General features: G+C 58.9%; 11 protein-coding genes. 3 read left to right on the top strand and 8 right to left on the bottom strand.

Annotated elements, in window-relative coordinates; genetic code table 11:
• Positions 1–6: 6 nt before the first annotated feature.
• Together IPH10_00380 and IPH10_00375 are read right to left on the bottom strand one after the other, a co-directional pair.
• On the bottom strand, positions 7–462 hold the full coding sequence (locus IPH10_00380; protein MBK6909385.1) for a YeeE/YedE family protein: 456 nt from the start codon (positions 460–462) through the stop codon (positions 7–9).
• Positions 462–1019, bottom strand: coding sequence for a YeeE/YedE family protein (locus tag IPH10_00375; GenBank protein MBK6909384.1), 558 nt, complete (start codon positions 1017–1019; stop codon positions 462–464). The genes IPH10_00380 and IPH10_00375 overlap by 1 nt, the downstream gene beginning before the upstream one ends.
• 197 nt (positions 1020–1216) lie before the next feature.
• Between IPH10_00375 and IPH10_00370 the strand changes: the two genes are divergently transcribed.
• Positions 1217–3937: a DUF2961 domain-containing protein gene (locus IPH10_00370; GenBank protein MBK6909383.1), complete on the top strand. Its 2721-nt coding sequence runs from the start codon at positions 1217–1219 to the stop codon at positions 3935–3937.
• A 79-nt stretch (positions 3938–4016) separates the two neighbouring features.
• On the opposite strand, the gene IPH10_00365 is transcribed toward IPH10_00370, so the two are convergent.
• The 6 genes from IPH10_00365 to IPH10_00340 form a co-directional block, all read right to left on the bottom strand.
• On the bottom strand, positions 4017–7724 hold the full coding sequence (locus IPH10_00365; GenBank protein MBK6909382.1) for a carboxypeptidase regulatory-like domain-containing protein: 3708 nt from the start codon (positions 7722–7724) through the stop codon (positions 4017–4019).
• Between the two features lie 299 nt (positions 7725–8023).
• Positions 8024–9190, bottom strand: coding sequence for a T9SS type A sorting domain-containing protein (locus tag IPH10_00360; protein ID MBK6909381.1), 1167 nt, complete (start codon positions 9188–9190; stop codon positions 8024–8026).
• 276 nt (positions 9191–9466) lie between these two features.
• Positions 9467–10783, bottom strand: a complete 1317-nt coding sequence (locus IPH10_00355; protein MBK6909380.1) for a T9SS type A sorting domain-containing protein — start codon at positions 10781–10783, stop codon at positions 9467–9469.
• A gap of 295 nt (positions 10784–11078) precedes the next feature.
• Positions 11079–11456 (bottom strand): response regulator, encoded by a 378-nt coding sequence (locus tag IPH10_00350; GenBank protein MBK6909379.1) that lies wholly within the window; start codon positions 11454–11456, stop codon positions 11079–11081.
• A gap of 2 nt (positions 11457–11458) precedes the next feature.
• Complete coding sequence (locus tag IPH10_00345; GenBank protein MBK6909378.1) at positions 11459–16171, bottom strand: PAS domain S-box protein; 4713 nt, start codon at positions 16169–16171, stop codon at positions 11459–11461.
• A gap of 301 nt (positions 16172–16472) precedes the next feature.
• Positions 16473–21380, bottom strand: a complete 4908-nt coding sequence (locus tag IPH10_00340) for a T9SS type A sorting domain-containing protein (protein MBK6909377.1) — start codon at positions 21378–21380, stop codon at positions 16473–16475.
• 343 nt (positions 21381–21723) lie between these two features.
• Here IPH10_00340 and IPH10_00335 point away from each other — a divergent pair, with 343 nt between their 5' ends.
• Together IPH10_00335 and IPH10_00330 are read left to right on the top strand one after the other, a co-directional pair.
• Positions 21724–25113 (top strand): right-handed parallel beta-helix repeat-containing protein, encoded by a 3390-nt coding sequence (locus IPH10_00335; GenBank protein MBK6909376.1) that lies wholly within the window; start codon positions 21724–21726, stop codon positions 25111–25113.
• Positions 25113–25955 carry a sulfurtransferase gene (locus IPH10_00330; GenBank protein MBK6909375.1) on the top strand — a complete coding sequence of 281 codons (843 nt, stop codon included), beginning with the start codon at positions 25113–25115 and terminating at the stop codon, positions 25953–25955. The genes IPH10_00335 and IPH10_00330 overlap by 1 nt, the downstream gene beginning before the upstream one ends.
• Positions 25956–25967: the final 12 nt, after the last annotated feature.

The raw sequence follows: 25967 nt of genomic DNA, 5'->3' as shown, positions 1-25967 counted from the left end.
GAGTGTTTAGTGCGGCAGTTTGGGTCTGAGATAGCCGTATGTCCACGCACCGACGAGGGCGAAGAACAGCGGGACAAGCATAATGGTCATGCCGGTACCAACCAGCGTATAGAGGGGGCCGGGGCAGGCGCCGGTGAAAGCCCAGCCGATTCCGAAGCAGGCGCCGCCGAGCAGATAGGCCTTCCAAGTTTCGGTTTCTTTGGGCGGTACTTCGATGGCTTCACCGTCAATGTTCTTGATGCCGAAGGAGCGAATCAGCTTCAGGCAAAAAGCCGCCGTGACGACACCGCCCATCAGCAAGCCGTACATGTGAAACGAATGAAAGCGGAACATCTCCTGAATGCGAAACCACGAGATCGCCTCGGACTTGGAGATGATGATACCGAAGTAGATGCCCAGCGCGAGATAGATGATCGTCTGACGCAGGGAGAGCTTGAAGGGTTTGTTGTTGTTCTTGGCCATTAGAAGATCAGGGGGAAGAGCAGGTGCGTGGCGAGCAGTCCGCCGATGAAGAACCCGATGACGGCGAGCAGCGAGGGCCATTGCAGGTTTGCCAGGCCGGTGATGCCGTGACCAGAGGTGCAGCCGTTGGCCCAGCGCGTTCCGAATCCGATCAAGAAGCCGCCAACAACAAGGAGTAAGATGCTCGGCCAAGTCCGCAACGCGGACCAGCTAAAGAGTGAGGGCGGGGCCAGACCTTGAATGTCGGAAATTCCGAGTGCCGCGAGTTCATTGACGGTGGCACCGGCCAGGTCCACGGAATTGTCCGCGCGCAACAGGTTACCGCCGATCCATCCACCGATGACCAATCCGGCGACCATGAGGATGAGCCACAGGCCTTCGCGCCGCCAGTCGTAGTTCAGGTATTCGACCTTAGCGGGGTAAACGGCGGCACAGATATGGCGCAGGCTGGAGGACATTCCGAAGACTCGCCCGCCAAGGATCAGCAGGAGAGGCACAGTCAGGCCGATCAAGGGTCCACTGACATACCATGGCCACGGTGCAAGCAGCAATTCCATACAAGCGTCTTCTTAAATATTGATAAAACAAAGACAAAAAATTGGACAGGTTGGATAATATTAACACTTTCAGGCCAGACATACAATGGTACAAATAAAAGTGGAGCGTTCCCGGACGTTGCACTGGCTTGGGTTGGCAACTAACTTATGGTCAGAATGAATATTACTGAAGGGACCGCATGATTTTCGTGAGGCTTATGTTATTTCTGATTCCAGCCGCTGTGGTTTGGGGTCAGTCGTATTGGGACTACATGCTTCACCCGGAGCGGCTGTCGTGGCCGCTGGAGGGCGAGGTTGTGCATTTTTCGAGTTGGGCGCGCAATGGGAGTAACAGTGATCTGGGCTATTATTACGGGACGGCCCCGGACGGCTATCAGAAGCTGTGCGATATCGAGGGACCGGGCGTGGTGACGGCGATGTGGTGGACTCAGGACAATACCACTCCGCAGTGGCGCTGGCGATTGTATGTTGACAATCTCGCCACGGCCATAATTGACACACCGCTGGCGGCACCGTTCGGCGACATGTCTCCGTTCCTGCCTCCGGTGGCCGACAGTTCGTCGGGCGGATATTATTGCTATGTACCGATTCCGTTTCAGAATCATCTGCGTATAACGTATAACGACGCGTGGGACATTTACTTTCACGTGACGGTACTGAAGTTGCCGGCGGGCACGCAGGTGCCATCCTTCACGATGCCACCGAGTCCCGACTATATGGAACATCTCGATTCGTTGGCGGCGCGCTTGACGACTCCGGCGACGCCGATCTACGTGACGCGAGACGCATTTCACGATACGTCGGGAGTGTTGGGGATCGGGCAGACGGTGACGGTGTACGATAAGGAGCTTAACGGGCAGACCCGGAGGATGCTACTCAGATTGCAGAATCGCACGCAGACTGTGTTCGAGAATTTCTGGGTGCGCGTCTTCACCGACGGTTATCCGCTGCCAGATATTGAAGGCCCGCTGTCGGTGGCATGGGCGACGCCGATTGGCTGGCGCATATTTCAATCCACAGGCGCGGGCAAGACGGGGGATTCGCTCTATTTCAATTTGCCCATTGTGACGGACCGCAAGCTGCACATTGAGTTTGAGAACCGCACGCCGCAGGCGCAGCCGTTCGCCTTCACGATTGAGACGGCTAATGGTGATGTCGGTCCGTACCGGTTGACGGGGCAGTACCGCGAGGCTGATCCTACGCGGCTGTGGGAGAACTACGTAATCGCTGATTTCAAAGGCGCGGGGAATTTTGTCGGCACGGTTCAGGACATGCAGCAGCCGGACAATCACGTGCTGGAAGGCGATGAGTATTTTTACATTGACGGCGAGTCCACGGCGACGTGGCACGGAACCGGCACGGAGGATTATTTCAAAGGCGGCCGTTATTGGACGCCCGTCTATACGCAATTGCCGCTGCACGGCTGCGTAGCCTATTTGGCGGACACAGCGGCGGCCTATCGCTGGCACAATAACGATCCGATTCCATTCACGACGAGTCTGCATTACGATACCGAGGTGGGCCGCTTCAATAATCTGGCGGGGCACTATCGGACAATGGCTTACGCGTATCTTGAGCGACCGACATGGCGGGCCGTGGACGAAAGCGGCGATCAGGCGACGCATGCGGGTGAAACACTGCGCATTATTGGTTCAGGGCTGGATCCGCAGGTGGCGGTGTATGGCGCACAGTTAGGCGACACACCGCTCGAGTTGCACGAGACCTCATTCCTGACGGTCAATCCCGATTCGATTTTTGACGCGACATTCGGCATGGCCGATTCGCTGCCTATGGGCACTTATCCGCTGATCATGTGGACGGACGCGGGGCTGGACACCGTGGATTCGGCCTGGGAATATCTGGGCGGGCCGACGCTGTGGTTCAGACCCGTGCGCGTGGACATTGGCAATATTGTCAGCGCCGGGGATACGCTGGATATTGAGCTGCATGGATTACACGAAACGGAAACGGCGACGATTTCGATTGACGGCCTGCCATGTCCGTGGGCCGGTCCCACTCCGTATGCTACGGCGCTGCGGACATTGACCGGCAGAGTCCGCGTTCCGGCGGGGCTGTATGAAGGCGACTATGCGGTTACCGCGGCGGCGGAAGTTAGCGGCGTGGCGGTGGCGGATAGTTTGTTACACTATCGTTATTGGTTTCGGCTTGAGCCTGAGATTTTGCGGCATATCAGTTGGTCAGGCGCGCGGATCAAGGAAGAGTGGTGTCGGGATTGGATTCGGCACGACAATACGAATCCGTGGGGCCGGATGGCGGCGTATGTGCTGACGGGCGCGAATGGGACGAGCTTCGTGACACTTCCGTTTTGGGCACCGACTGGCGGCAGTTTCCAGACAGCGTTCTTTTTCGGCCGCACAAGCAACGCTGCGCAGGTGAGCATTGAAGTGAACGGTCAGGCGGCGCTGGCGACGACGGATATGTATTTGAACACGCTGTATCAGAGCTGGGAGCGCACGGATACTCTGTGGGGCAACACGGTGACATTGAACACAGGTTACAACACGGTCACGGTGCGGACTCCGGGCAAGAATGCTTTGTCCACGGGATGGAAGGCGATTTTTGATCAGATGCTGCTGGTTGCATCCGCGCCGGACGCACCGCCGTCGGCGGCGAAGGACCTGACCCTGCACGTGGAGGGTGACTCGCTGCGTCTCTATTGGATGGCGGTGACGGACGATGTGTTAGGCCATCCGTTCGAGCCCGACGCGTACGACATTTATCGCGCGCAGCCCGAGGATTCGGTGTGGGCGTGGCAGGCTGAAGTGCCGGGCACGGCAACCACGGCGACCATTGCGTTGACGATCGGCGAACGCTATCATCTGGCGGTTGTGGCGCGGCGGGGCGACTACATTCCTTTAGCAATCCGGCGCGACGCGCGGGCACTGCGGGTGCGATAAGACGGACAACGGAATACTCCTTATGACAAAAGGCCCTCGCTTGCGCGAGGGCCTTTTTGTGATGCATGGGAATCTGCGATCAGCGCAAATTCAAACTGCGCGGCATCGAGGGCGCCGACACGGCAAAGCCGTTGGTGGCCACAACGACGTAGTAACGCGTCCCGTCGGCGGGCACGGGTATCGTCAACGTGGTGGCGGCGGTAGTTCCGGCAATCGTCTCGTACGGGCCGTCCGATGTGGCAGCGCTCATCAGGTGATAGAGCGGGCCGGTACCGTCCCAGCGGAACACGAGATCCGTGCCGCTGACGGCGATGGTCAGGTTGGCCGGTGCATCGGGAACGGCGTCGCCGTAGCCGGTGCCGATGATGTCATCCACGTACCAGCCTTCGCGGTTGGTACCGGCATCAGAACCAAAGCGGAAGCGCAGCTGCACGCTTTGGGCTTCGTACGCGGCGAGATCAAGAGTGTAGTTCGTCCACGTCGTAATCGTACCGGCATAGCAGCGCCCACCGGGGACGGGGCCGCTGTATGGATTGCCGCCGCCTGCGCGATAGCGGAACGTCTTGTCATAGGCAGGCGTCGGGACGATATTGGTCCACGCGCCGCCGTTAACGGAGATTTCCACCCAGCCGCCGTCATAGGCTGAGTCCGCATAGACGCCGGAGATTTCCGATTCGATCTGCGCCGCGAAGCTCAAGCTCGCTGAAGCCGGGAGGTTCGACCACACGGGAGACGTCAAACGAGCGTCGCAGAGGTTCGCATAGTTGCCAGTGGCAACATCACCGCACTTGTACGACTGCGTGCCCGACAGCGCGCGCTCGGTGGAAACATGCCAGTTGTCCACCCAACCCGCCGCGGCGTCGTGGGTCCAGCCCGGTGCGCCCGTTTCGAAGTCTTCATCCACAAACGTCACAACCGGCAAGGCAAACATCTGCACGTCTTCGTCGGTAATTTGCTGATCTACCACGACGACGCCCGTGCGCGTCTGCGGACCATAGCCGAGCTTCGCATAGTCCAGGTCATAGCTGCCCGGTGTGAGCGTGAGACTGTAGAGGCCGTTGGCATCCGTGATGTCATTCTGCGGATAGCCTTGCACGGTAACCGACACGCCGGCGAGCGGGAGATTCGAGCCATCCGTCACCGTACCCGAGATTGTGCCCAACTCAGGCACCGTGAACCCGCCATAGGTAATCACCCGGCTGTTCTCGAGGCCTTGCGACGTTACGTCGAGCGTTCCATTGAAAGCATAGGTACTGCCGACCGCGGCGCTGCCGATACCGACGGAGTTGCTCGTGATGTTGGATGTTGTTTGGTACTGAATGCGGACCTGACTATCACCGTTGGGTCCGGGATTGGTTGCCGCATTGTAGAGCCAGATCTGGAACGTCTCAGGCGAGTTGGATCCCGACGGGAAGTGCGAGATTTGGTACCACTCGATGATGAAGGCGTTTTCAGCCGCATTGTGATAGTAGGCAATCTGGCCACCGTCAGGCGGATAGAGGTCATCCCAGAAGGCAACAACGGCTGCACCGATGGTCGCACTGGGCAGCGCTTCGTTGTCGTAGGCCGTGCTCGTTCCGCCGAGATTCACATAGCCGTTCGAGCAGATCCAGACGCTGTTGTAGTCCACACCATAGTGACGATACGTGAAGGGCAGCGCAACGGACTGGCCGGCATCATCGAGCGTGATCGTCGTCGCGGTGCCGGGGCCGCCAGCGCTGGGTGCGACTTCAAACCAATTGAAGACCGGGCCAGTGGCATCGCCGTTTTCGCAAGCGCTATAGCCGCCCGCGTCGGGCGCGCTGCAGTCGTACGCCGGGTCAGACGGCAATGTGATATTCTGAGTGGTATTGGCCGTTACGACGACGCCTGCTACCGTGGCCTCACCGCAGCCCGCGCCGGACGCCTGCACATCGTACGTTCCCTGCGGAATCGTGAAGGAGTAGAAGCCCGAGCCGTTGGTCGTGGTCGGAGCAACCGGAACATTCAGTAGTTCCACTGTCGCACCCACGGCCGGAGCGCCGAAGCAATCGGTCACGACACCGGACAGAATGCCAGTGGCGGCTAAGGATAAGGTGACGTTCTGAACGGTTGTGTCGTCAATCACGACGGTCAAGCCGCCGATGGTCTGCGTGACATAGCCGAATTTGGAGTATTCGACGGAGTAGGTGCCTTCCGACAGAGCGATGTAATACTGACCGCTGACATCGGTGAGCGTTTGCGCGCCGGCGCTGGCGATATAGGCCTTCACTCCGGACAATGGACTGGCGCCATCGGTAACCACGCCGCCGATGCGGCCGAGATTCGAGACGGCCAAGACGGCTTCGTACGCCTGAATGACGCCATGGCCGTAGGTATTGTCCTGACCGACCGTGCCTTGGTCGAGGGCCGTGGTCATGATCGCGTCTTTGATTGTGATGTGATCGCAATCGGGGCAGGCTTCGCGCATGAGTGCAACGACGCCGGCAACGTGCGGTCCGGCCATCGAGGTGCCGGAGTATGTCCCGCTGTAGCCGCCGCCCGGCACGGACGAATAGATGTTGACGCCGGGCGCAGAGATTTCGGGCTTGATGTTATCGGGGCTGGCGGGAGTGCACGGCGTGGGTCCGAGGCTCGAGAAGCTGGCGATCGGATACGGTGCTGCACCGTCCTGGGCATCTACGGCGCCGACCGAGAAAATCTGATAGGCGCTCATTGAGTGAATCGCCGGCGTGCGGAGACCGGAGCTGGCTTCATTACCGGCAGACCACGTGACAACCGGACCGGCCGCTTCGCAGTTCAGGATGAAGGAGTTCCAGCGCGTGTCGCACTGTGAGTAGCCTGCGAAGCCGGAGTGCACGCCCCACGAATTCTGAATGACGTCGGGCAGATCGGCGGTGGTGTTGATATTGCCGTCGGGATTGGCGAACCACTGATAGTCGGCAATCACGTCGTTGTCGAAATTGGAGCCGGTGCCCTGGTTAATCGTATTGGTCGCGATCCAACGGGCGTTCGGCGCGGAGCCGACGGTGTTGGTATCGACGCCGGAGATGGCGCGTCCGGCCATCGTGCCCATGACGTGCGTGCCGTGGCCGTTGCCGTCCTGGGGCGTAGCGTGACCGAGTCCGGCGGCATCGCGCCAGCATTCGCTGACGGGCGCGAAGTTACCGCGCCAACGCGCGGAGAGTGCAGGGTGCGTACCATCCACACCCGTGTCGCAATTGGCGACGAGCACGCCTTGTCCGGTGATACCCAGTTCGCGATTGACGCGGGTAGCGCCGATGGCGTTCTGGCCGGGCGTGGTGGTTTCGGTGTCGAGCGGATTATGCGGCGCGCGCATATCGGCGCCCTTCTCGGGAATACGCAGCGGTTCAATCAGTTCCGGTGAGAAGTTCGTCGTGACGAATTCGATGTCTCCGCGGATGCGCAAGGATTCGAGATACTGCGCCTGCGCGTAAATGACCACGAGATTGTCAATCCAGTAGGGCGTGTAGCCTTTGACAACGCCGTCGCGGGTCATGACATCCAGTTCGGACAGGAAGGCCGGCTGATTTTGCGCGGCGTTATACTTCAGCGCCGAGATGACCTCGGCATTGCGCTCGGCGACGGTGGCCTTACGCGCGTGCAGCGCATTGTCGAGTGCGCGAATGTCTACCGCACTGGGGAGGATGACGATCGAACTGATGAAGTCATCAGGCTTGACGGTCGTGAGCTTTTCTTCCAGCGCCGAAGAGAACTCCGCAGCACCCGCCCACGAGGCGGCCAGGAGACAGAGTCCAATAAATACGATCCGGGACCAACGTTTCATATTGTTTCACCTACGGTTACATGAGGACTTGGCGGATATGGAAAACAGGTAACCAGTGAATTTACGCTCATTTTCAGGGCAAGGCAAGCCCTTGGCACAATTTCGTTTTATTTTCAGGTACGTCCGGGAGATTTGTTTACGAATGGCAACACTACTGCCCCGTGAGGGCGGCAGTGGATACCCTGATTCGCACGAAATTCGCAAACAACGACGGGCCGCCCAATTGGGCGGCCCGCTAATGCAAATCCAACAGCGTCAGGCCCACGCGCCAGCGGCACTGGGTCCAGCGTCTACGCTGGTTACTTAACCAACAGCATCTTCTTCGTGGCGGTGAACTCGTTGCCGATCTTCACCGTGTAGAAGTACAGACCCGACGTCAGGTTGGCAGCGTCGAAGCTGACGGTGTGACGGCCAGCGGCTTGTCCGCTGTTCACCAACTCCGCGACCGTCTGCCCCAACAGGTTGCGCACCGCGAGCGTCACATGATTGTCTGATGCAACGTCATATTCGATGCTCGTCATGGCGTTGAAGGGGTTCGGGTAGTTTTGATGCAGCGCGTACTCGGACACGACTGTCGCGTCGGAAACCGGTGATGCGCTGGCAGTCGTGGGCCAATGGTCGAGCGATCCATCAAGGTTGGCCACAACAAGCGAATAGGTGTATGGCGTCCCGTTGGTGAGATCTTCGTCAAGAAACTCGTATTGCATCCCTGTCGCCGAGTTAGAGGCCGCGACTCGATGAATCAAATCGCCATCACGGAACAACCTGAATTCGGCGACGTCATGCTCAGACGCAGTTGACCACTGCACCAACACAGCTTGATTGCGTGGCAATGCTTCGAACGCGCCATACTCGACCGGAAGGTACTGCTCCACTAAACATGCGCAGCCGTAGGTCGTCGGGTAGATCCAATTGCACCATGTGGCCTGCTCGGGGAAATACGTCCAGCCGGCGTCATCATAAGCAAACGAAGCGGGGCAACAATCTTCATAGCAGTTGCTGAATGTCGCGCAACTGGGATATAAGGGAACGACCGTAACGACAGGGCGCTCATCTTCAGTTCGTTCGTGAAAGCAAATCGGGGTTGGAAAGTAAGCGCACAGTCTCAAACATGCCTCCGCCGGGTCGTTCCACGGATCAGAATAGAAATGAACATCATCAGACTGGCACGGAACACCTTCGGTCCAACAGGACCATGTTCCTGTTAGATCATGTTCACTGTATCCGGGATTGATTGTGATTACTTCGGAAAACCATTCGACCCAATATATCTCGACCTGAACGTAGAACCTGCTCGGATTAGGTGTGTAGGAGCTGTACGTAAATGCCGGATCCGTATAGAACGCCCCGGGAATACCAAGATATTCGGCACCGTTCAAGTGGTAGACATTCTGAACCGCGCCGGGAGCCAGCGGGTCGGAGGCATCCGGACCATTGTTGTTGTGGTCCCAGAACACTTTTACCATGTGTGCCGGATTTTCGGGCACGTACGACCAGCAATTCGAAAGACACCTGTTACGGAAAGGTTCAGTCGTGTAAAGGATTGCGTTGAATTGTGCTTTCGCCATTGCAGACAAGCCAATGCATAAGAACAGAAAGGAAACGAGTCTCATGGCAACCTCGGACTCAATTGAGTTCTTTTTTACGAGCTACCTAACACAATATAGCCTTGCAAAAGTCGGAAGTCAAACAACAACGGGCCGCCCGAATGGGCGGCCCGTTGCATAAGGTAAGGGGTAAGCTTACTTAACCAACAGCATCTTCTTCGTGGCGGTGAACTCGTTGCCGATCTTCACCGTGTAGAAGTACAGACCCGACGTCAGGTTGGCGGCGTCGAAGGAAACGGTGTGACGGCCAGCGGCCATCGTGCCGTTCACCAACGAAGCAACTTCCTGGCCCATCGCGTTGTAAACCGTCAGGTTCACGACGTTCTCAGCCACCACGTCAAACACGAGGTTCGTCGAGGGGTTGAACGGGTTCGGGTAGTTCTGATGCAGAGCGTATTCCGTCACAACGGCCGCGTCAACCGACGGGGTGGCCGAAGCGATAACGCCCCACGATTCACGCGAGCCGCTCAGGTTGACGGTTTCGAGCGTGTATTCATACGACGTGCCGTTGACAGCGCCGTTGTCCACGAACGAATAGGTCGCACCGGTGGCCGAGTTGGCCGCAGCGACATTGCCAATCAGGTCGAACGACTCGTGGCCGGCGATCTTGCGCAGGACCGAGAAGCTTTCGACGTTGGATTCGGAAATCGTGTTCCAGCGCAGTTCAACGCTGTTGTCACGCGCGACGGCATCAAAGCTGCCAAGCTCAGCGGCGAGGATGTCATCCAGACGGAAGCAGATGCAGCCTTCGGTCTCAATAACGAGCTGCAAGCACCACATACCAGAAATTGCGTTACCGACATACTGCCATTGACCGAACGAGAACGATGCAGGCGTGCCCTGGCACTCACCAAAACCGGCAATCGGCATTTCGTCCGGAGCCAACGGACCGAGGCAGATGGTCACAGTCGTGCCGGCGCAAGCGCCGAAGCAATTCGTGTAGGTCGCGCCGTCCGGAAGGAAGTCGCGGCCACCAACGGTCTCAATATTGATTTCGGTCGGTTCGTCGCAGGGGACGACGGTCACTTGGCAGGTCCAAGAACCCGTCAGGTCGTGTTCACTGTAGGCGTTCGGAATCGTCAAAACACGCGAAGTGTAACGAGCCGACGGAGCATTAACCACCACGTAGAACTTGCTCACGGCAGGCGTGAACGCATTGTACGTGAACGCCGGGTCCGTATAGAACGCGCCCGGAATACCCAAATAGTCGTTGCCATTCAACGCGTACACCGACTGCACGGCGTCAGGGGCAATCACGTCGGCCGCGTCCGGGCCGTTGTTGTTCGCATCCCAATAAACCGACACCACGGGGCTACCGTCCGGCAGCATATCGCCACCGTCGCAACCCGTCGTGAACGTGTCCGTGGTGTACAACACCGCGTTAAACTGGCCGAAGCTAACCGACGCCAGCGCCATCAGCGCGAGAGCCATACAGATCATTCTCAACTTCATCGAAATCTCCTAATGTGGGTTCATGACAAACTTATCGTACAGGGTCAATAATCGTGGCTGTGCAAAGTGATGAAATGCACGACTAAGTATAGTCACGGGAGGGGGGGGAAGTCAAGCGAGCATGGGGAGATCGGTGAGAATCTCACCACGTGGGCAGATCGGGGAACAGGCTCTAAGCGCCTGATTAACAAGTGTGTAGTTTTTTTCGCAGCGAAATTTGGTTTGATAGAACCAGCGGGAAGTCCTCGGTGCCTCTCCATGCGGGCAAAATGCCCCATGGACAGGGGCTCTTACATCAGACCAGCGACGCGCCGAGCACGTCGCGGACGGCGATCAGCAATTGGGCGCGATCAAAGGGCTTGGACAGGGTGTAGGCGGCCCCGAGGAGTTTTGCCATGCTCAGGTAGTCGGATGGCCCGATTCGGCCGCCGCCGGACATTGCGATGACCGGCACGTCGGGGAATTCCGTTTTGAGTTGACGGATGGTTTCGATCCCTTCCTGTTCGGGCATAATGATGTCGGTGATGACCAATTGGGCCGGGTTGGCGCGAAATTGAGCCATGCCTTGGTGACCGTTGACGGCGGTCTCTGTTTCAAATCCTTCTCGTTCGAGCATGCTGCAGAGCATTTGGCGGACGTTGGGATCGTCGTCAATGACGAGGATGCGAATCATGGTTACTCCTTACAAAGTGCCTTCTGAGTAGCGAGATCAATGGCGTCGCGAACAGCTTGCGCGAGTTCATTGGCGCTCACCGGTTTTGCCAGGACCACGGAACCTGTGTGCGGATCGGGGCTGTGCATGGCGCTGGCCGACAGTAGAATAACGGGAAGATCTGGATCGAAGTCGTGCGCGGCGAGGGCAACGTCGCGGCCGCTGAGAATCGGCATGACATCGTCCACGACAATTGCGGACGGTCGCGGTGCTGCCTCCTGGAGCGCGGCCAATGCGGCCACGGGATCGGCGACGGCGGTCACTTTGTAGCCGAACGACTCGAGCATCTCTTTGCCGAGCAGAACAATGGTCTCGTCGTCGTCGCAGAGGATGATATGCTCGGTGCCGCTGATTTTCGCGGGATCGTAGGAGACGGCGGCGAGCTCGATTGCTCCATAGAGGGGCAGCCAGACGGTCACGCGCGTGCCTTTGCCGAGCGCGGACTGAATGCGAATAGCACCTGCATGCGCGGCGACGATGCCATGGACGACGGACAGTCCGAGGCCGGTCCCCTGCCCCACTTCCTTGGTCGTGAAGAACGGTTCGAAGACGCGTCCGAGCGTCTCTTCGTCCATGCCGCCGCCGGAATCGGCCACGGTGAGCACGGCATATTCCCCGGGCGCGAGCGTATTGCCGTCTGGGTTTGCAACGGGCGTGACGGCCTCGTATGTCAGCGTAACACCGATGGTGCCGTCGTCTGCGCCGATGGCCTGTGCCGCGTTCGTGCACAAGTTCATGACGATCTGATTGATCAAGGTCGGATCCGAGAGCACGTTGCCGACGCAGTGGATATTCTGCGTAAGTTCGACATTAGGCGGCAGCGACGCGCGCAGCAAGTGAAGGGTTTCCTTGACGACGAGATCAACCCGCAGCGGCTGTTTAGCCTGACCCGATTGGCGGCTGAAGGCGAGGATCTGCTGAACGAGACCTTTGGCGCGATAGGCGGCCTGAATCACTTGTTCGATGTCGCGGCGACCGCGGGAGCCGGGTTCGAGATCAGCAGCCGCCATGTCGGCATAGCCCAGGATCGGCGTCAGGATGTTATTGAAGTCGTGCGCGATACCTCCGGCCAGCGTGCCGATTGTTTCCAGTCGCTGCGCGTGCCGCAATTGCCCTTCGAGACGGCCCAACTCTTGTTCGGCATTCAGGCGCGCGCTGATGTCCGTTCCAAAGGAGACGAATACTTTGCGGTCGTACCATTCCATCAACTGCACGACGTGTTCAAAGGGGTAGGTCGTTCCATCTTTGCGGACGCGGATGCCCAAATTGCGCATTTCGTCGGCTTCGCCGTTCAGCATTGCCTGCACGTGTTCACGTTGGCTGAGCGGAGATTTGTCCTCGGCAATGTCCTGCGCATAGAGTTCGCGAACCTCTTCAAGCGAATAGCCAATGTTTGCCAGGGCACGCCGGTTTGCCTCGAGGATTCTGCCGGACTCGACGTCTACGATGAAGACTTCGTTTGTGGCATTTTCAAGGATTTGTCCGAGCTGTGCTGCGCGTGTTTCAATGTTCTTTCGCAAAGTGATGTTGGTGCACGTTCCAACAGCGCGCATCGGCCTGCCGTTTTCGTCCCATTCCATTACTTTGCCGCGCGTGAGCAGCCAGACAACCTTACCGTTTCTGGTGAGGAAGCGTTCTTCGACCTGAAGCTGAGGGGTATGCCCGGCGACATGTTCGGCGAAGGCGTGATTGAAGCCCTGTAGGTCTTCAGGCGACATGAACGAATCTACGAACTCGGTGGTATGCACGAACTCTGCGGACGTACATTCGAGCCATTCCACGATGCGGGAACTGCAGTAGCACTCGCCCGTGACAAGATTCCAGTCCCAGAATCCGTCAGACGATCCTTCAAGCGCGAGGGCCAAGCGTTGTTCGCTGGCTTTGAGGCGCAATTCGGCGCGGACGCGTTCGGTGACGTCGAGGGTTGTTCCGAAGATGCGGATGACACGTCCGGAGGCATCGCGCACGACTTCGCCTTGACTGAACGCGTGACGAATTTCATGGGACGCTCGCACGATGCGATACTGCATTTCGAAGTGATCGAGCCCTTCGTCCATTTGCCGATGCTGTTCGAGAATCACTGCACGGTCGTCAGGGTGAACGATGTCGAGAAAGGTCGCAAAGGTAATTGGGCTGTTGAGTCCTGGCCGGGCGTAGAGTTCGAGCTTCTCGGCGCTGATCTGCATCTCGTCCTTCTGCGCATCCCAATCCCAGAAGCCCAGTTTGGCAATGCGCTGCGCATCGGCGAGCCGCGCTCTATTTTCGCGCAGTTCAGTTTCCCGGGCTTCACGCTCGGTGACATCGCGAATAAATGCCGAGAAGTGCCGGCGATCCCCGAGGGCGATGGTACCGATCGAGAGTTCAACGGTGAACTCGCTTCCGTTTTTGCGGCGGGCAGGCAGTTGAATTTGCCGGTTTGTGGTGTCGCGTTGGCCGACATGCAGCGCATTGTTGAAGGCATTGCGGTGCTCGGAGCGGAAGCGTTCCGGCACGATCAGTTCATCAATTTGCTGACCTATGGCCTCGTCCCGCGTGTAGCCGAAGATTTCAACGGCCTGCGGATTCCATTCGGTGATGGCGCCGTGATGGTCAACGGCCACGACGGCATCGAGCGACGAATCCACGATTTGGCGGGCGAGACTGCGTGACCTCTCCAGTTCGACTTCGGCTTCGACCTGCGAGGTGATAACTTCGGTGAACATGATGATGCCGCCGATGTTGCCGTCGCCGGAGAGCCAGGGTTTGACGACCCAGCGCACCCAATCGAGCGTACCGTCGCCGCGGGCGAAAGGTTCTCGACTGCACTCTTCGGTCGCGCCGCGCAGGCAGCGGCGGTGGACCGCTTTCCACTCTTCGCCAATTTCAGGGAAAACCTCATAGTGTGTTTTGCCGATGATATCGCGATTCCCCAAGCGGTAATCCTGAATCCATCGTTCACTGCACACGAGGTAGCGCATGTCGTTGTCGAACATCGCCAACGCTGCGGGCGAGTGCCGCACGAAGAGCCGCAGTTGTTCTTCGCGTTCGACGAGCGCCATTTCCATTTCGCGGCGATGCGAAATGTCTTTGCCGCTGGCGTAAATCCGGCCGTCTTCGCCGAGCACGGCATTCCACGACATCCACCGACAGGAGCCGTCTTTGCAGACGACGCGCAGCTCGCGGCCAATGAGTGGAACACCGCCGAACACGGCGATCATGTCGGCCTGTGCGGCGACGGCGTCGTCGGGATGCACAACGTTGGCGAGCGTTTTGGCATTGAACTCGTCCCAGCTATAGCCGGTCGTGGCGCTGAACGTCTCATTGATTCGCTGCACCCGCCCTTGCTGGTCCAAGACTACAAAGCTGTCGGCATTGATGTCAAAGAACCGCCGCAGTTCGGCGTCGGCATGATCGCGTTCGGTGACATCGAGCGCAACCCCGGTTGCACCCATGAAGTGCCCCGTTTCGTCAAAGACCGCTTCCACGGTGGCGTCAAACGAGCGATGCACTCCGGTCAGATGCAGTTTTGCTGGAGCGACGGCCAGCCGGGCGGCTTCCAAAGCGAATTCGTTTCCTTTGCCGCAGCCGAGCAAGTCGGTAATTTTGCGGCCCAGCCAATCCGGGGCGGGGACTTGGAGAACATCGAGTGCGGCGCCGGAGACGTGTGTAATGTACCCGGCCTCGTCCTGCGACCAGATCAGGGCGGGCAGGCGCTCCGTGAGCAGGCGCAGCTTAGCTTCGCGCTGTCTGAGTGCACCGATCGCCCGTTGGCGTTCGATAGCACGGGCCAGCGAGCCCGCGACAATCGTAAGCAAGGCGACATCGGAATAGGTATAGCGATGCGGGTCAGAGTATGATTGCAGAACGAGCACGCCGACGACGCCGGCATTGGTGCGCAGCGGAATCCCAAGCCAGCAGGCGGCGGGCGATCCGCATCTCTTGATCCCGATGACCTCGCGCAGGCGGGCACGGTTTTCCTCATTCATCAGCAGCGGCTTGCCGGTGGTGCGGACGTAGTCCGTCAATCCGCCGGTCAGATCAAGCTGAGGCGTTTCGATGGACCCTGAATCGCCGTTGTCACGCCAGCGCGGTTTAGAATAGAGGCCCGTTGCCTGGTCATATAGGGCGATGTAGAAATTAGCCGTATCGGTCAGCTTGTTGAGCTGAGTGACGACCACAGACATGAGATCGCGCACGGACTCGATACGTGACGCTGCGAGCGAGATTTTGTAAAGGACGTTTTGTGTCGAGTCACGGCGATTGCGCTCGGTGATATCGCGGCAGCAGGCCAGAAATTTTGCGCCCAAAGGTCCGTCGGGCACGGGCGAGAGCCGTACTTCCCAGAGTAGTTCGGCGCCGTTCGCGGCAGTAACGTGAAAGACGACGTTGGCGCAGGCCGAGGCATCGGTTTCGGCGAGGTAGCTTGCCCACTTCCGGCGGTCATCATCATGCAATCGCTGATCGAATGGCTCGCCGACCAAGGCGCCTGTCCATTCGTTTGGACGATTGGTGTAGAGCACCACGCCATTCTTATCGAGCAGGAGAACGGTTTCGGCGACGTTTGCAGCCAGCGATTCCCACGCGGTTGTTTCATCGGTCGTGGACAGTTTCAAGGCCTTCCGGATGGCGTGGACGCAGATTCCGGCCAACGTCACGGCGACGAACAGTCCGGCCATGGCAATCCAGAAGGTGTTCACGGTGAACAGCGGATCGTAGGCTAAGGCCGTACCGGGCAGAGTGCACAGGGTTGCCGCCCACAGGGAACGGGGTAACGGCAGATTCCACCCCTTAGGGGTGGTCTGTCTTTCACTCTTGTTAAATGAAGTGTTTGAAAAACAAATCATTATGGTAGCCAAGTCGGATCGAACCTCGCTTGTTGTGGACGTGTATAGCAGAAAGCCGAGATAAACGTAAAGCAATAGCGCAGATTCCGTGCCTCTTGAAATGGCAACAGCCCGCCGAAGCGGGCTGTTGCCATGATCCACTTGTCATGCTCGGTTATTTGAGCAGGACGATCTTCTGAACGGCCGAGAAGTCTGCAGCGGACATTTTGGCCAGATACATACCAGTCGGCAGACCGGCGGCGTCAAAGTTGACTTCGTGACGGCCGGCGGCCATCAGTTGATCCACAGGCCGTGCGACCTCCTGGCCCTGCACGTTGTACAGCACGACCTCAACACGGCTTTCCGTCGGCACATCGAAGCGCAGAACGGTGGTCGCGTTGAACGGGTTCGGGTAGTTCTGGTGCAGCGCGAAGGCGGTCGGGATTTCCGCGGCATCGTCATGCGACAGAGCGACGCTGATGGTGACGGGAATCGCGAGCGGGCTGTTGTTGTCGTTGTGCGCGACGTTAATGGTCGCGGTATAGTCGCCGGGAGCGAAGTTGGCTGTCGCACCGGTCACGTTAATCGTCTGCGTCTGATTCGACTGAACATCGCCGGTAGCCGGAGTGACGGACAGCCACGGCTGGGTTGCGGTGATGGTGTATTCAAGATCGCAGGTGGCTCCGGGGTTCGTGATTTCGAACGACGCCGTGGCGTTTTGTCCGGTCACCGAGAGAATATTCAGTGATGTGACACTGAAGGTGGCATTCGGCTGACGCATGCTGAAGTTATTGGTGGCCGATCCGTCTTCAACGACGACGACGTTGTTGACCACCTGGTCGCAATAGCCTTGGCGATGCACCCGGAGAGTGTAGGTGCCGGGTTCCACTTCGAGCACGTACAATCCACCGGCATCGGAGGTGACAAACACATCAGGCACCTGATCCACTCGGACTTCAACGTTGCCCAGCGGCACATTGGAACCGAACTCGCGAATCAATCCGGTAATCTCACCCGAGGGGCCGCCCCAGAAGGCAATAGCCGTTTCGGAGACGGGCGCGATGTCGCCAACGCCGTATGAGTAGACGTTGACGCCGCTGGTGCTGGTCTGGTCCTCGACGCCGACGGTGCAGTCCTGATTTCCGGGCCATGCATCGGAGGGTATCGTGTGGTAGTTGAACGTAGCGCCGCCGTTGTCATCCAGAATCAACTGGAAGGTATAGCGGAAGGTGAAGTCCCACAGGTGCGGCACATCCAGCCAAGAGATGATGAAGCGGCCATCGTCTTGAAGATAGAGTACACGGCCACCGTCGAGTCCGGCGGCGAGTTCATCCCAGAACGGATAGATTGCGCCATGCGGTTCGAACGGAGCGGGCAGGTTCTGATTTGAATAGAAGCCGCCAAAGAGCTCGACCAAGGCCGCCCAGCCGCCCGGCGAGATCCAGACCTGCGTATGCTCTTGTTCGAAGTAGGGGAAAGCAAAGCCGAGGTCAAACGGGCCGGCCGTTGCGCCCCACCAGTCAAAGACGATTTCGGTGCCGTTTCCTTCAATGTCTACCCATTCGTAGTCCACGGATTCATAGGGTAGCACGACCGCACCGACATAGGGATCAGAGGGGGCCGAGATGTTCGGAACTTCGTCCAGAGCCGTAACCGTCCAGGTGTAGTAGCCGTCATTCTGCGGCGGTGTGTCAACGTAGGTGGTCGTACCGGGCGCGGTCGTGGCGATCTGTTCGCCGTTGCGATAGACGCGATACTGCGCGAGGTCCACCAAGGGCGACCCGTCGGCATTGGTCGTCGGTCCGACCCACGCCAGCACCATTTGCGTATTGCCCTGCGGGGTGCCGACCAACCCGGTCGGAGCCGCGGGTTCCATGTTGCACATCGCGGTGCGCGTCGGCGACGGCGGGGATTCAATACCGTTATCGTACATCGCCGTTACATGATAGCTGTACGACGTGTTTTCGATGCGGTTAAGGTCCGTGTAGTTGGTTTCAACAGGCTGTGCGATCATCGTGCCGTCGCGATAGACACGGTAGTTGACGATGTCGTCGAGGGCGTCCCGGCCTTCGCGCGATACCAATTGGACCTCGGGAGCCTGCACATACGGCGCAAACCAGCGGTCGAGCGGGTTGGTATTGGTCACGATTGGGCGGCGCGGCCCGGCGGCGCGAATCTCGTCAACGTCGCGCGACGTAATTTCGGTCGGATTGGGACGGTTCCCCACGACCGGGAGCGACGCGACCCGTTCGATGGAATAACCGGTCGCGGAGCCGGTCGAAAGCAGATAGTAGTCCTGCGGGGCATGGTTCGCACCCGGGTCTTCCGGCGGGGGTCCACCCAGCCAGGCGCGCATCATCCAGTCATGCGCGGTCCACAGGTTCCAGAAGTCGTTTGGTGTCTGCGTCCAATACGAGCGGTTGTCAACTTCATTGAGGTCGGAACCGACCGCAGGCTGATCATCTTGACCCTGGGGGAACTGGTAGACGATGTAGAAATCTCCGGCCTCAGTCAGAAACGCGTCGCCTGCGGTTTCTGCATAGATCCAGCCGGGGGTTTCATCGGCGTGCAGATCGGTCCATACATACAGCGGCGCGGTGATGTCCGGACCTTCAAAGGCGGCACTGGGCGGACAGAGCGCTATCCACGGGACATTGAGCTGGTCTTCAACGAAGATATTGATACCAAACAACAGAATCGGATAGCTGGCGTCATCGGGCGGCGTCATGCGCACGCAGAAGTAATCTTCCGGACCGGCGGGGAAGGCCACGACGTAGAACTGCTCGGCGGAGCCGTCATCGTATCCCAATTCCGTGCCCTCGAGCGTGCCGGGCGTGAGCCACGACAGGCGAATGCGATCGTCAAAGTTGCCATTGGCCCCAAGCGACGTTACCGGCAGTTCGCCGAAGAGCACCGTGACGACGTTTGAGGGCTCGGATTCGACCGGCGTGGAGACATTGAGGTCAACGGCGGTGATGGTATATTGGTAGATGCCATCCGCCGTCAGGGTCTGCGAGAACGATGTTGTGGGAGACGTACCGACTTGCACATAGTCCTGATCACCTGCCAGGCGACGGAAGATGTGATACTCGTCCACGAGGGGATCGGCAGCGGCTGTCCAGGTCAGGTTGCACAGACCAGATACGCTGTTAACGGTGCCGACAAGGTTCGTGGCCGGCGGCGGATCGAGGCGGGTCAGTGTGAGGTTGACGCCGTTGATACCGCCTTCGGGCACGGCGATTTGCGTCTGCGCCGTGTGATATCCGTCAAGCGTGGCGCGGATCCGGCGGTTACCGACGAGCACGTTATCAATCGTGAAGCTATTGTCGCCGAGCGGATGCGTACTTGGGCTGCCCAAGCCGTCGGCACGGACGGTTACGGCGGTTACGCTTCCGGCACCGCCGTCCATGGTAATCGAGCCCGAGACAGTCGAGAGCACGGGTTCGGCGAGGCCCCAGATAATCATGTCATCGAAGTAGAAACCGGGGTAACCGGAGACAACTTCATCGGAACCGAAATGGAGTCGGAACAGCGGCGCCTGGCCGACGTATTGGCCAAGCGGAATATCGATGTACGTCCAACCGTCGGACTGACCAGACCAGGCGGGTTCGCCGGCGAGCGGATTGGCCGTGCCTTCGTTAAGCATGGTTACAGAATAGCCGCCTTCGGGCTCAACAATTTCCCAAGTCTCACCGCCGTCCAGGGAGACCTTCATGTTACAGCCGTCCCAGAAGAACTCGTTGTCGAACCAGGCGTAGAATTCCATTTCGGCGTCTTCGGTTGCCACCGTGAGGCCGACATCGAGATACAGCGAGTAATCGGCCTCATCAGGATAGCCAGCCACGAAGTCGGTCCCCCATGTGTTGGGCTCCGAATAGGGCAGCGGTCCAATGGGGTTGGTCGGCGTCCCCCAGTACCAGCCATTGTCGGTCGTCCAGAGGCCTTCGTCTACGTCAAAGTTATTCGCATAGCTCGGCGTTCCGACGATGATGTTGACAAAGTCTGAGCCCCCGTAATACGGTGTGGCAAAGGCCCGCACATACATCGTCCGCGATCCGTCGTTCTGGTTAGTCAGCGTCACGGACTGCGCACCGGGCGCCACCGTGGTCACGAGGGCACCTTGACCGGGACGGCCGATCCAAACCTCGAGATTCGTCAAAGTCACGGGATTGCCGTTCGTATCCTGAGTCGGTTCGATCCAAGTAAGCGTAACGTCATGATCGTTCACGACGGCGGCCAAGTTGGTGACCGGACCGGGCACACCGTCGGGCTGACCGACGAGGACCGAGGTTTCCGACAAGGGCAGATCACCAGTGCCTTCATTACAGCGCTGGACGCCTTCATCGCTGGTGCTGTTTTCGATACCGACCGTGCACGACAAGTTTCCGTAGATCCCGCCTTCATGCACGTGCTGGTAATTGTAGCGAATGTTGCCGTCGGGCGTAAGGATGATCTGGAAGGTATACAACTCATCGGTTGTACCGATGTGGGGTACATCCACCCAAGTCATCACGAACCGCTGGTTGGCCTCGTCGGCGTAGTAGTAGTACTGGCCGCCATTGGGGGGATAGAGGTCATCCCAGAAGATGTAAGCTGCGTTGTTGGGCTCAAAGCCGTCCGGAATCTCCATATTGGAATATGAGGCCCATCCGCCCTGATCATCAAAGGTACACCAGCCGTTTGAGGTCATATAGACCTGCGTGAACGTCTGTTCGTAGTAGGTAAACGAGAAGCCCAGATCGAACGGCCCGACCGATTGGTCGTCGTTGACGAGTTCCGCATCGTTACCCACCTCAGTGATGTCTACCCACTCATAGGGCACATCCGCGATGATGTATTCGTCCAGTGTGTTGTTCGGCAGGCGCGGCGCGTCGGGCACACGCGGGGGCGCAAACAGGCTGCCGAACTCCCGTCTGGCCTGGTCGGCCAGAAGGCGTTCTGCCTGTGTAAAGGTTTCGCCGCGTGCCGCCTTCGCCTTTAGGCGAATAATGTCGGCTTCGGTGACCGCGAATGCTGAACCTACCAGCATCAGCGTAGCGCAGATCCATGTCAACGCCAGGATAGTCTTCTTCCCATAGAACATCGTGCAGCTCCTCAATGAAAGACCCGGGAATCCAGTAAGTTTCTAAAGGTGTGATTTTGCAACAAGAGATGCAAGCAAATTGCCTGACGTGCATTACTTTTTGGGCAGCGAAGGGCCACAGACTCCTCGTGGTTCGATTGGACGTCGGAATTTTCAATTTGTGTTTAAACGTAAGTTATTACTTTATTTGTATTTAAGTATCAATCATTGGATCCGGTGAATGCACATGCTGTCGGTCGCGAGCTTGCATTCAGCCGGAATCGGTTGCAAATTGTATGGATGGGTGCGAACCAGAGATGCCGGATGTAATGTTGACGACAGGGACGGGCTGATGATCAGGCGAATGTTATGGGATAGGACATGGCGCATTGTGCTGGCGGCGCTGCTGGGTGCCTGCAGCGCCTCTGTGTTGCGGGCGGACACGACATTCGTGGCCGCCGGGAATATTGAGGGCCACTGGGCGGCGCTGGGCAGTCCGTATGTTGTGCAAGGCAATGTTACGGTCGCGACCGGCGACAGTTTGACGATTGCGCCGGGAGTGCGCGTCTATTTTGCGGGCGCGTACAGCCTGTTGGTATCGGGCTATCTTGGTGTGGAGGGCGCAGCGGAAGACTCGGTGGTGTTCACGACCGACACGCTGACGAATCCAGCGAAGTGGCGCGGGATCAACATGCCAAACGCGGACGATTCGAGCTTCATCCGGTACGCGGCCATTGAATTCGCTTATGCACCTGGCCCCCTGTCCGCGGACAGTTCGGGCGGCGCGTTATACGTGAGCGGCGGTACGACGGTTCGTGTTGAGCATTGCAGCTTTCGGTACAACCGCGCCGAGCTTGCCGGCGGAGGCATTTATGTGACCGGCTCGACGTTGCGGCTGGACTCGTGCGACCTCTCGTTTAACAGTTCGCGGGCCGAGGGCGCGGGGCTGTTTCTGCACAATTCGGTGGCAAGCGACGTGCGGCACACTCGCTTTTACAAGAACCGCGCCACGGGAAGCGGGGGCGGAGTTTACGTCCGTGGCAGTACGCCGGTTTTTGCGCATTGCACGATGGACAGCAATTTCGCCAACGTCAACGGCGGCGGGATCATGTTCAAGAACTCGCAGGCGCGCTTGGACAGTTCGATATTGACCAATAACCAGGGTCGCGGGCACGGCGGTGGATTGGCATGCGAGGGCTCGACGCCGCAGATATACGATTGCATTCTTGCGGACAACTATACGAGCAATTTCGATGGCGGCGGCGTCTACCTGTGGGAATCATCACCGCACATGGTTCGCTGTCAGGTGCTGCGGAATCGCTCGGCCGACGATGGCGGCGGTATCCACAGCTACCGTGAAACGTCGAATGGCCTGTTTGAATTTTGCGAAGTGCGCGGCAATACGGCTCAGGGCGAGGGGGCGGGCATCTGGGTTACGCTCGACGGGGCGCCGACGTTTAATAGCTGCACGGTGGTCGGGAATACGGCCGGACTTTACGGCGGCGGCGTGTTCCTGCGCAACAACGCTCATCCGGCGTTCAACGGGTGTGATTTTGACAGCAATAACAGCCTTGGCAATGGCGGCGGACTTTCGATACGGCAGTCACAGCCGACGCTGACGAATTGCCGGATTCGGGCGAATCACGCGACGGCGGACGGCGGAGCGGTGCATCTGTGGGAAGCGGCGGACGCGCAGTTCTTGGCTTGCGAGATGAGTGGCAACAGCGCGGACTCGACGGGCGGCGGAGTATCGGCGAACCAGAGCACGCTGCGCGCGGAGAACTGCCTGATCGTGAAAAACGGCGCGCTGTTAGGCGGCAGCGGCGTGGCGGCCGCGAACAGCAGCCATATCGACGTTGTGCATAGCACAATTGCCGGCAACACGAACGGCGGCGTCCGCGTGGAATCGTCGGTCGTGGATATGGAGAATTCGATCATTGCGCTGTCGCAAGGCAGCGCGGCGTATTTCAGCGCGGCGGAGGATTCGCGGATTGCCTATTCCGTTATCTCCGGGCCGCTGGAATATGCGGGCAACAATCCGGCTGAAGCTCCGGAGTTTCTCGGTCAGGTCGTGACGGTCAATGCCAACGGCGACCTCTGCGACACGTATTTCAACGTGCTTGGCGAACCGCAGTTTGCCGACACGGCTCTTGGTGACTGGTCACCGGGCAGCGGCAGCGTTGCGATAGGCGCGGGGAATTGGAATACGGTGGCGGTGGATCATTACGGCAACGCGCGGCCGGTACCAACCGGCACGTTACCGGATGCCGGTGCAATCGAGGGCACAGCAGGCGCCGCTACTCCGTTTGCATTTGGACCACTTTCCGGGACGTTGGGTCCGGACACGGTCAAGATTGTCGCGGATGCAGTGGTTGAGGCCACGGACAATCTCACATTGCTGCCGGGGACGGTAATGCTGTTCTGTGGTCCCAGCGGATTGGATATTCAAGGCATCTTGACGGCGCAGGGGACGGCGGTAGATTCGATCGAGTTCACGACGCTCACGGCGACGAATCCGGGCCGTTGGCGCGGGCTGACGCTCAGCGGCAATGCGGGTGCGAGCGTGTGCGACTTTGTCAAAATCAGCGAAGCGCGCGCACTGACAACGGACCGCATTCATGGCGGCGCGCTGAATCTGAATCAGGTCTCTCCGCAGTTTTCACGCAGCACGATCAAAGGCGCGGGTGCGCTTCGCGGCGGCGCGGTTTATTGCGTGGGCGGCTCACCGATATTCTCGGATTGCGTTTTTCGGGAATGCTCGGCGGACTCGGGCGGAATCTTTGACGTGCAATCGGGGACCAATCTGACCCTTAGCGGCTGCGATTTTTCGTTCGGCAGTGCGACGGCCGGAGGTGCTGTACTGGCCTTCGGCGCATCGGGCATCATTGAAAATTGCCGGTTCCATGAGAATTCCGCGGCAGCGGCGGGTGGCGCCATTCACCTCGACTCCTCACCGCTGATTTTGCGCAATAACCTGATCTATGGCAACAGTGCGGGGAGCGCGGGCGGTGGCCTGTTCATTAGCGGCATTACCACAACGGCCGAGTTTAACACGTTGGCAGGTAACAGTGCCGTGGACGGTGCGGGCATGTACATGCGTTTTGGTTCGTCGCAGATCAAGAACAATATCATCTCGGCCAATCACGGCGACGGGATATTCTTCTTCGTCGCGCCGACCAGCGTGGTCAAATTCAACTGTGTTGCGCAGAACGACAGCGGCAATTTCGTGTTCTTCGCCAATTCACCGGCGCAGGCGCCCGTCGGCGTCGGCGCGTTGGACAGTTTGAACGCGAACGGCGATCCGTGCGACCGTTACCGCAACATACAGATCGATCCGCAATTTGTGAGCGGAACGGGTTACGATTTCTATCTTGAACAGATGGCGGCGGGCGGGATCGAGGATTCGCCGTCTGTCAATGCGGCGGATACGTTGGCGACAGCGCCAGTGGGCACAACTCGCGTGGACTTTTTGGCCGATGCCGGTGTTGCGGATCAGGGTTACCACGGTCCGCAGCTTGGCGGGCCGCCGGCGGCGATTGACGATTTGACTCTGAAGGCGACCGCGGACAGTTTGCGGTTGACCTGGAGCTATGACGGTATGGGTTTATTTACGGTAAAGACGGACTCCTTACAAGACGGGAATTTCATGACGATTTTGGCGGTGACAACCGATACGACGGTCACGGTGCCGCTGGCGCTGCCGCTGCACCCCACCAAGGGCTTCTTCCACGTGACTGTGGAGCATCTCCCATAATGCAAACAGTCGTGACGACGGAGTGGGTGGCGGAGCATTTAAACGACGAAGACATTGTTGTGGCGCATCTGGCCTGGGTGCACCAGGATTCGGCGGCGGCATATGCGGACTATCTCGCGGGCCATGTGCCCGGAGCTATATTCATTGACGTGGACGGCGATCTGTCGGAAATCGGCGACGCGCGGCGGGGCCGGCATCCATTGCCCACACCCGAGAAGCTGGTGGAACGGCTGGCGCGCAAGGGCATTGGACAAGGGAAACGCGTGATCGCGACCGAGCGCGAGAGCTTCAAGGTTGCAGCGCGTTTGTGGTGGCTGTTGCGGTGGATCGGAGTGGACGATGTCGCGGTGCTTGACGGTGGTCTGGCCAAATGGCAGGACGAAGGCCGACCGGTGGAGACCACGGAAACGACGCGGGCAGTGGTCAAGCCCTACGCAATTCATTCGCGGCCCGGCCTGATGCTTAGTGCGCGGGACGTCGAATACCGATTGCAGCGCGGTGAGGTGCTGCTCGATGCCCGGGCTGTGGAGCGTTTTCGCGGCGAGGTCGAAGCACTCGATAAGCGCGCCGGGCATATCGTGGGCGCGCGCAGCATTCCGTTAGGAACGCTGATCACCGGTTCGCCCGCGCACATGAAGAGTCCCGAGGAGCTGCGGGCGCAGCTTATGGCCCAGGGTATAACGCCCGATCAACCTGTCACGGCGTATTGCGGGTCGGGAGTCACAGCCTGTCAGTTGCTGCTGGCGCTCGATCAGGCCGGCTACTACAAAATACAACTCTATTCCGGATCGTGGAGCGAATGGATCGAATTGCACCCCACAGCCGGACGCATATTAACTTAGGACGATTGAAAA

The organism is bacterium, assembly GCA_016702305.1.
In the GTDB taxonomy this organism is placed as follows: domain Bacteria; phylum Electryoneota; class RPQS01; order RPQS01; family RPQS01; genus JABWCQ01.
Note: the sequence above shows the minus strand (reverse complement) of the source record. Positions and strands in the feature narration are given on the sequence as shown.

Excerpts from the sequence above, each read along its gene's own strand:
- IPH10_00380 (MBK6909385.1), bottom strand. The coding sequence starts at position 462 with ATGGCCAAGAACAACAACAAACCCTTCAAGCTCTCCCTGCGTCAGACG.
- IPH10_00375 (MBK6909384.1), bottom strand. The coding sequence starts at position 1,019 with ATGGAATTGCTGCTTGCACCGTGGCCATGGTATGTCAGTGGACCCTTG.
- IPH10_00370 (MBK6909383.1), top strand. The coding sequence starts at position 1,217 with ATGTTATTTCTGATTCCAGCCGCTGTGGTTTGGGGTCAGTCGTATTGG.
- IPH10_00365 (MBK6909382.1), bottom strand. The coding sequence starts at position 7,724 with ATGAAACGTTGGTCCCGGATCGTATTTATTGGACTCTGTCTCCTGGCC.
- IPH10_00360 (MBK6909381.1), bottom strand. The coding sequence starts at position 9,190 with ATGGTAAAAGTGTTCTGGGACCACAACAACAATGGTCCGGATGCCTCC.
- IPH10_00355 (MBK6909380.1), bottom strand. The coding sequence starts at position 10,783 with ATGAAGTTGAGAATGATCTGTATGGCTCTCGCGCTGATGGCGCTGGCG.
- IPH10_00350 (MBK6909379.1), bottom strand. The coding sequence starts at position 11,456 with ATGATTCGCATCCTCGTCATTGACGACGATCCCAACGTCCGCCAAATG.
- IPH10_00340 (MBK6909377.1), bottom strand. The coding sequence starts at position 21,380 with ATGTTCTATGGGAAGAAGACTATCCTGGCGTTGACATGGATCTGCGCT.
- IPH10_00335 (MBK6909376.1), top strand. The coding sequence starts at position 21,724 with ATGTTATGGGATAGGACATGGCGCATTGTGCTGGCGGCGCTGCTGGGT.
- IPH10_00330 (MBK6909375.1), top strand. The coding sequence starts at position 25,113 with ATGCAAACAGTCGTGACGACGGAGTGGGTGGCGGAGCATTTAAACGAC.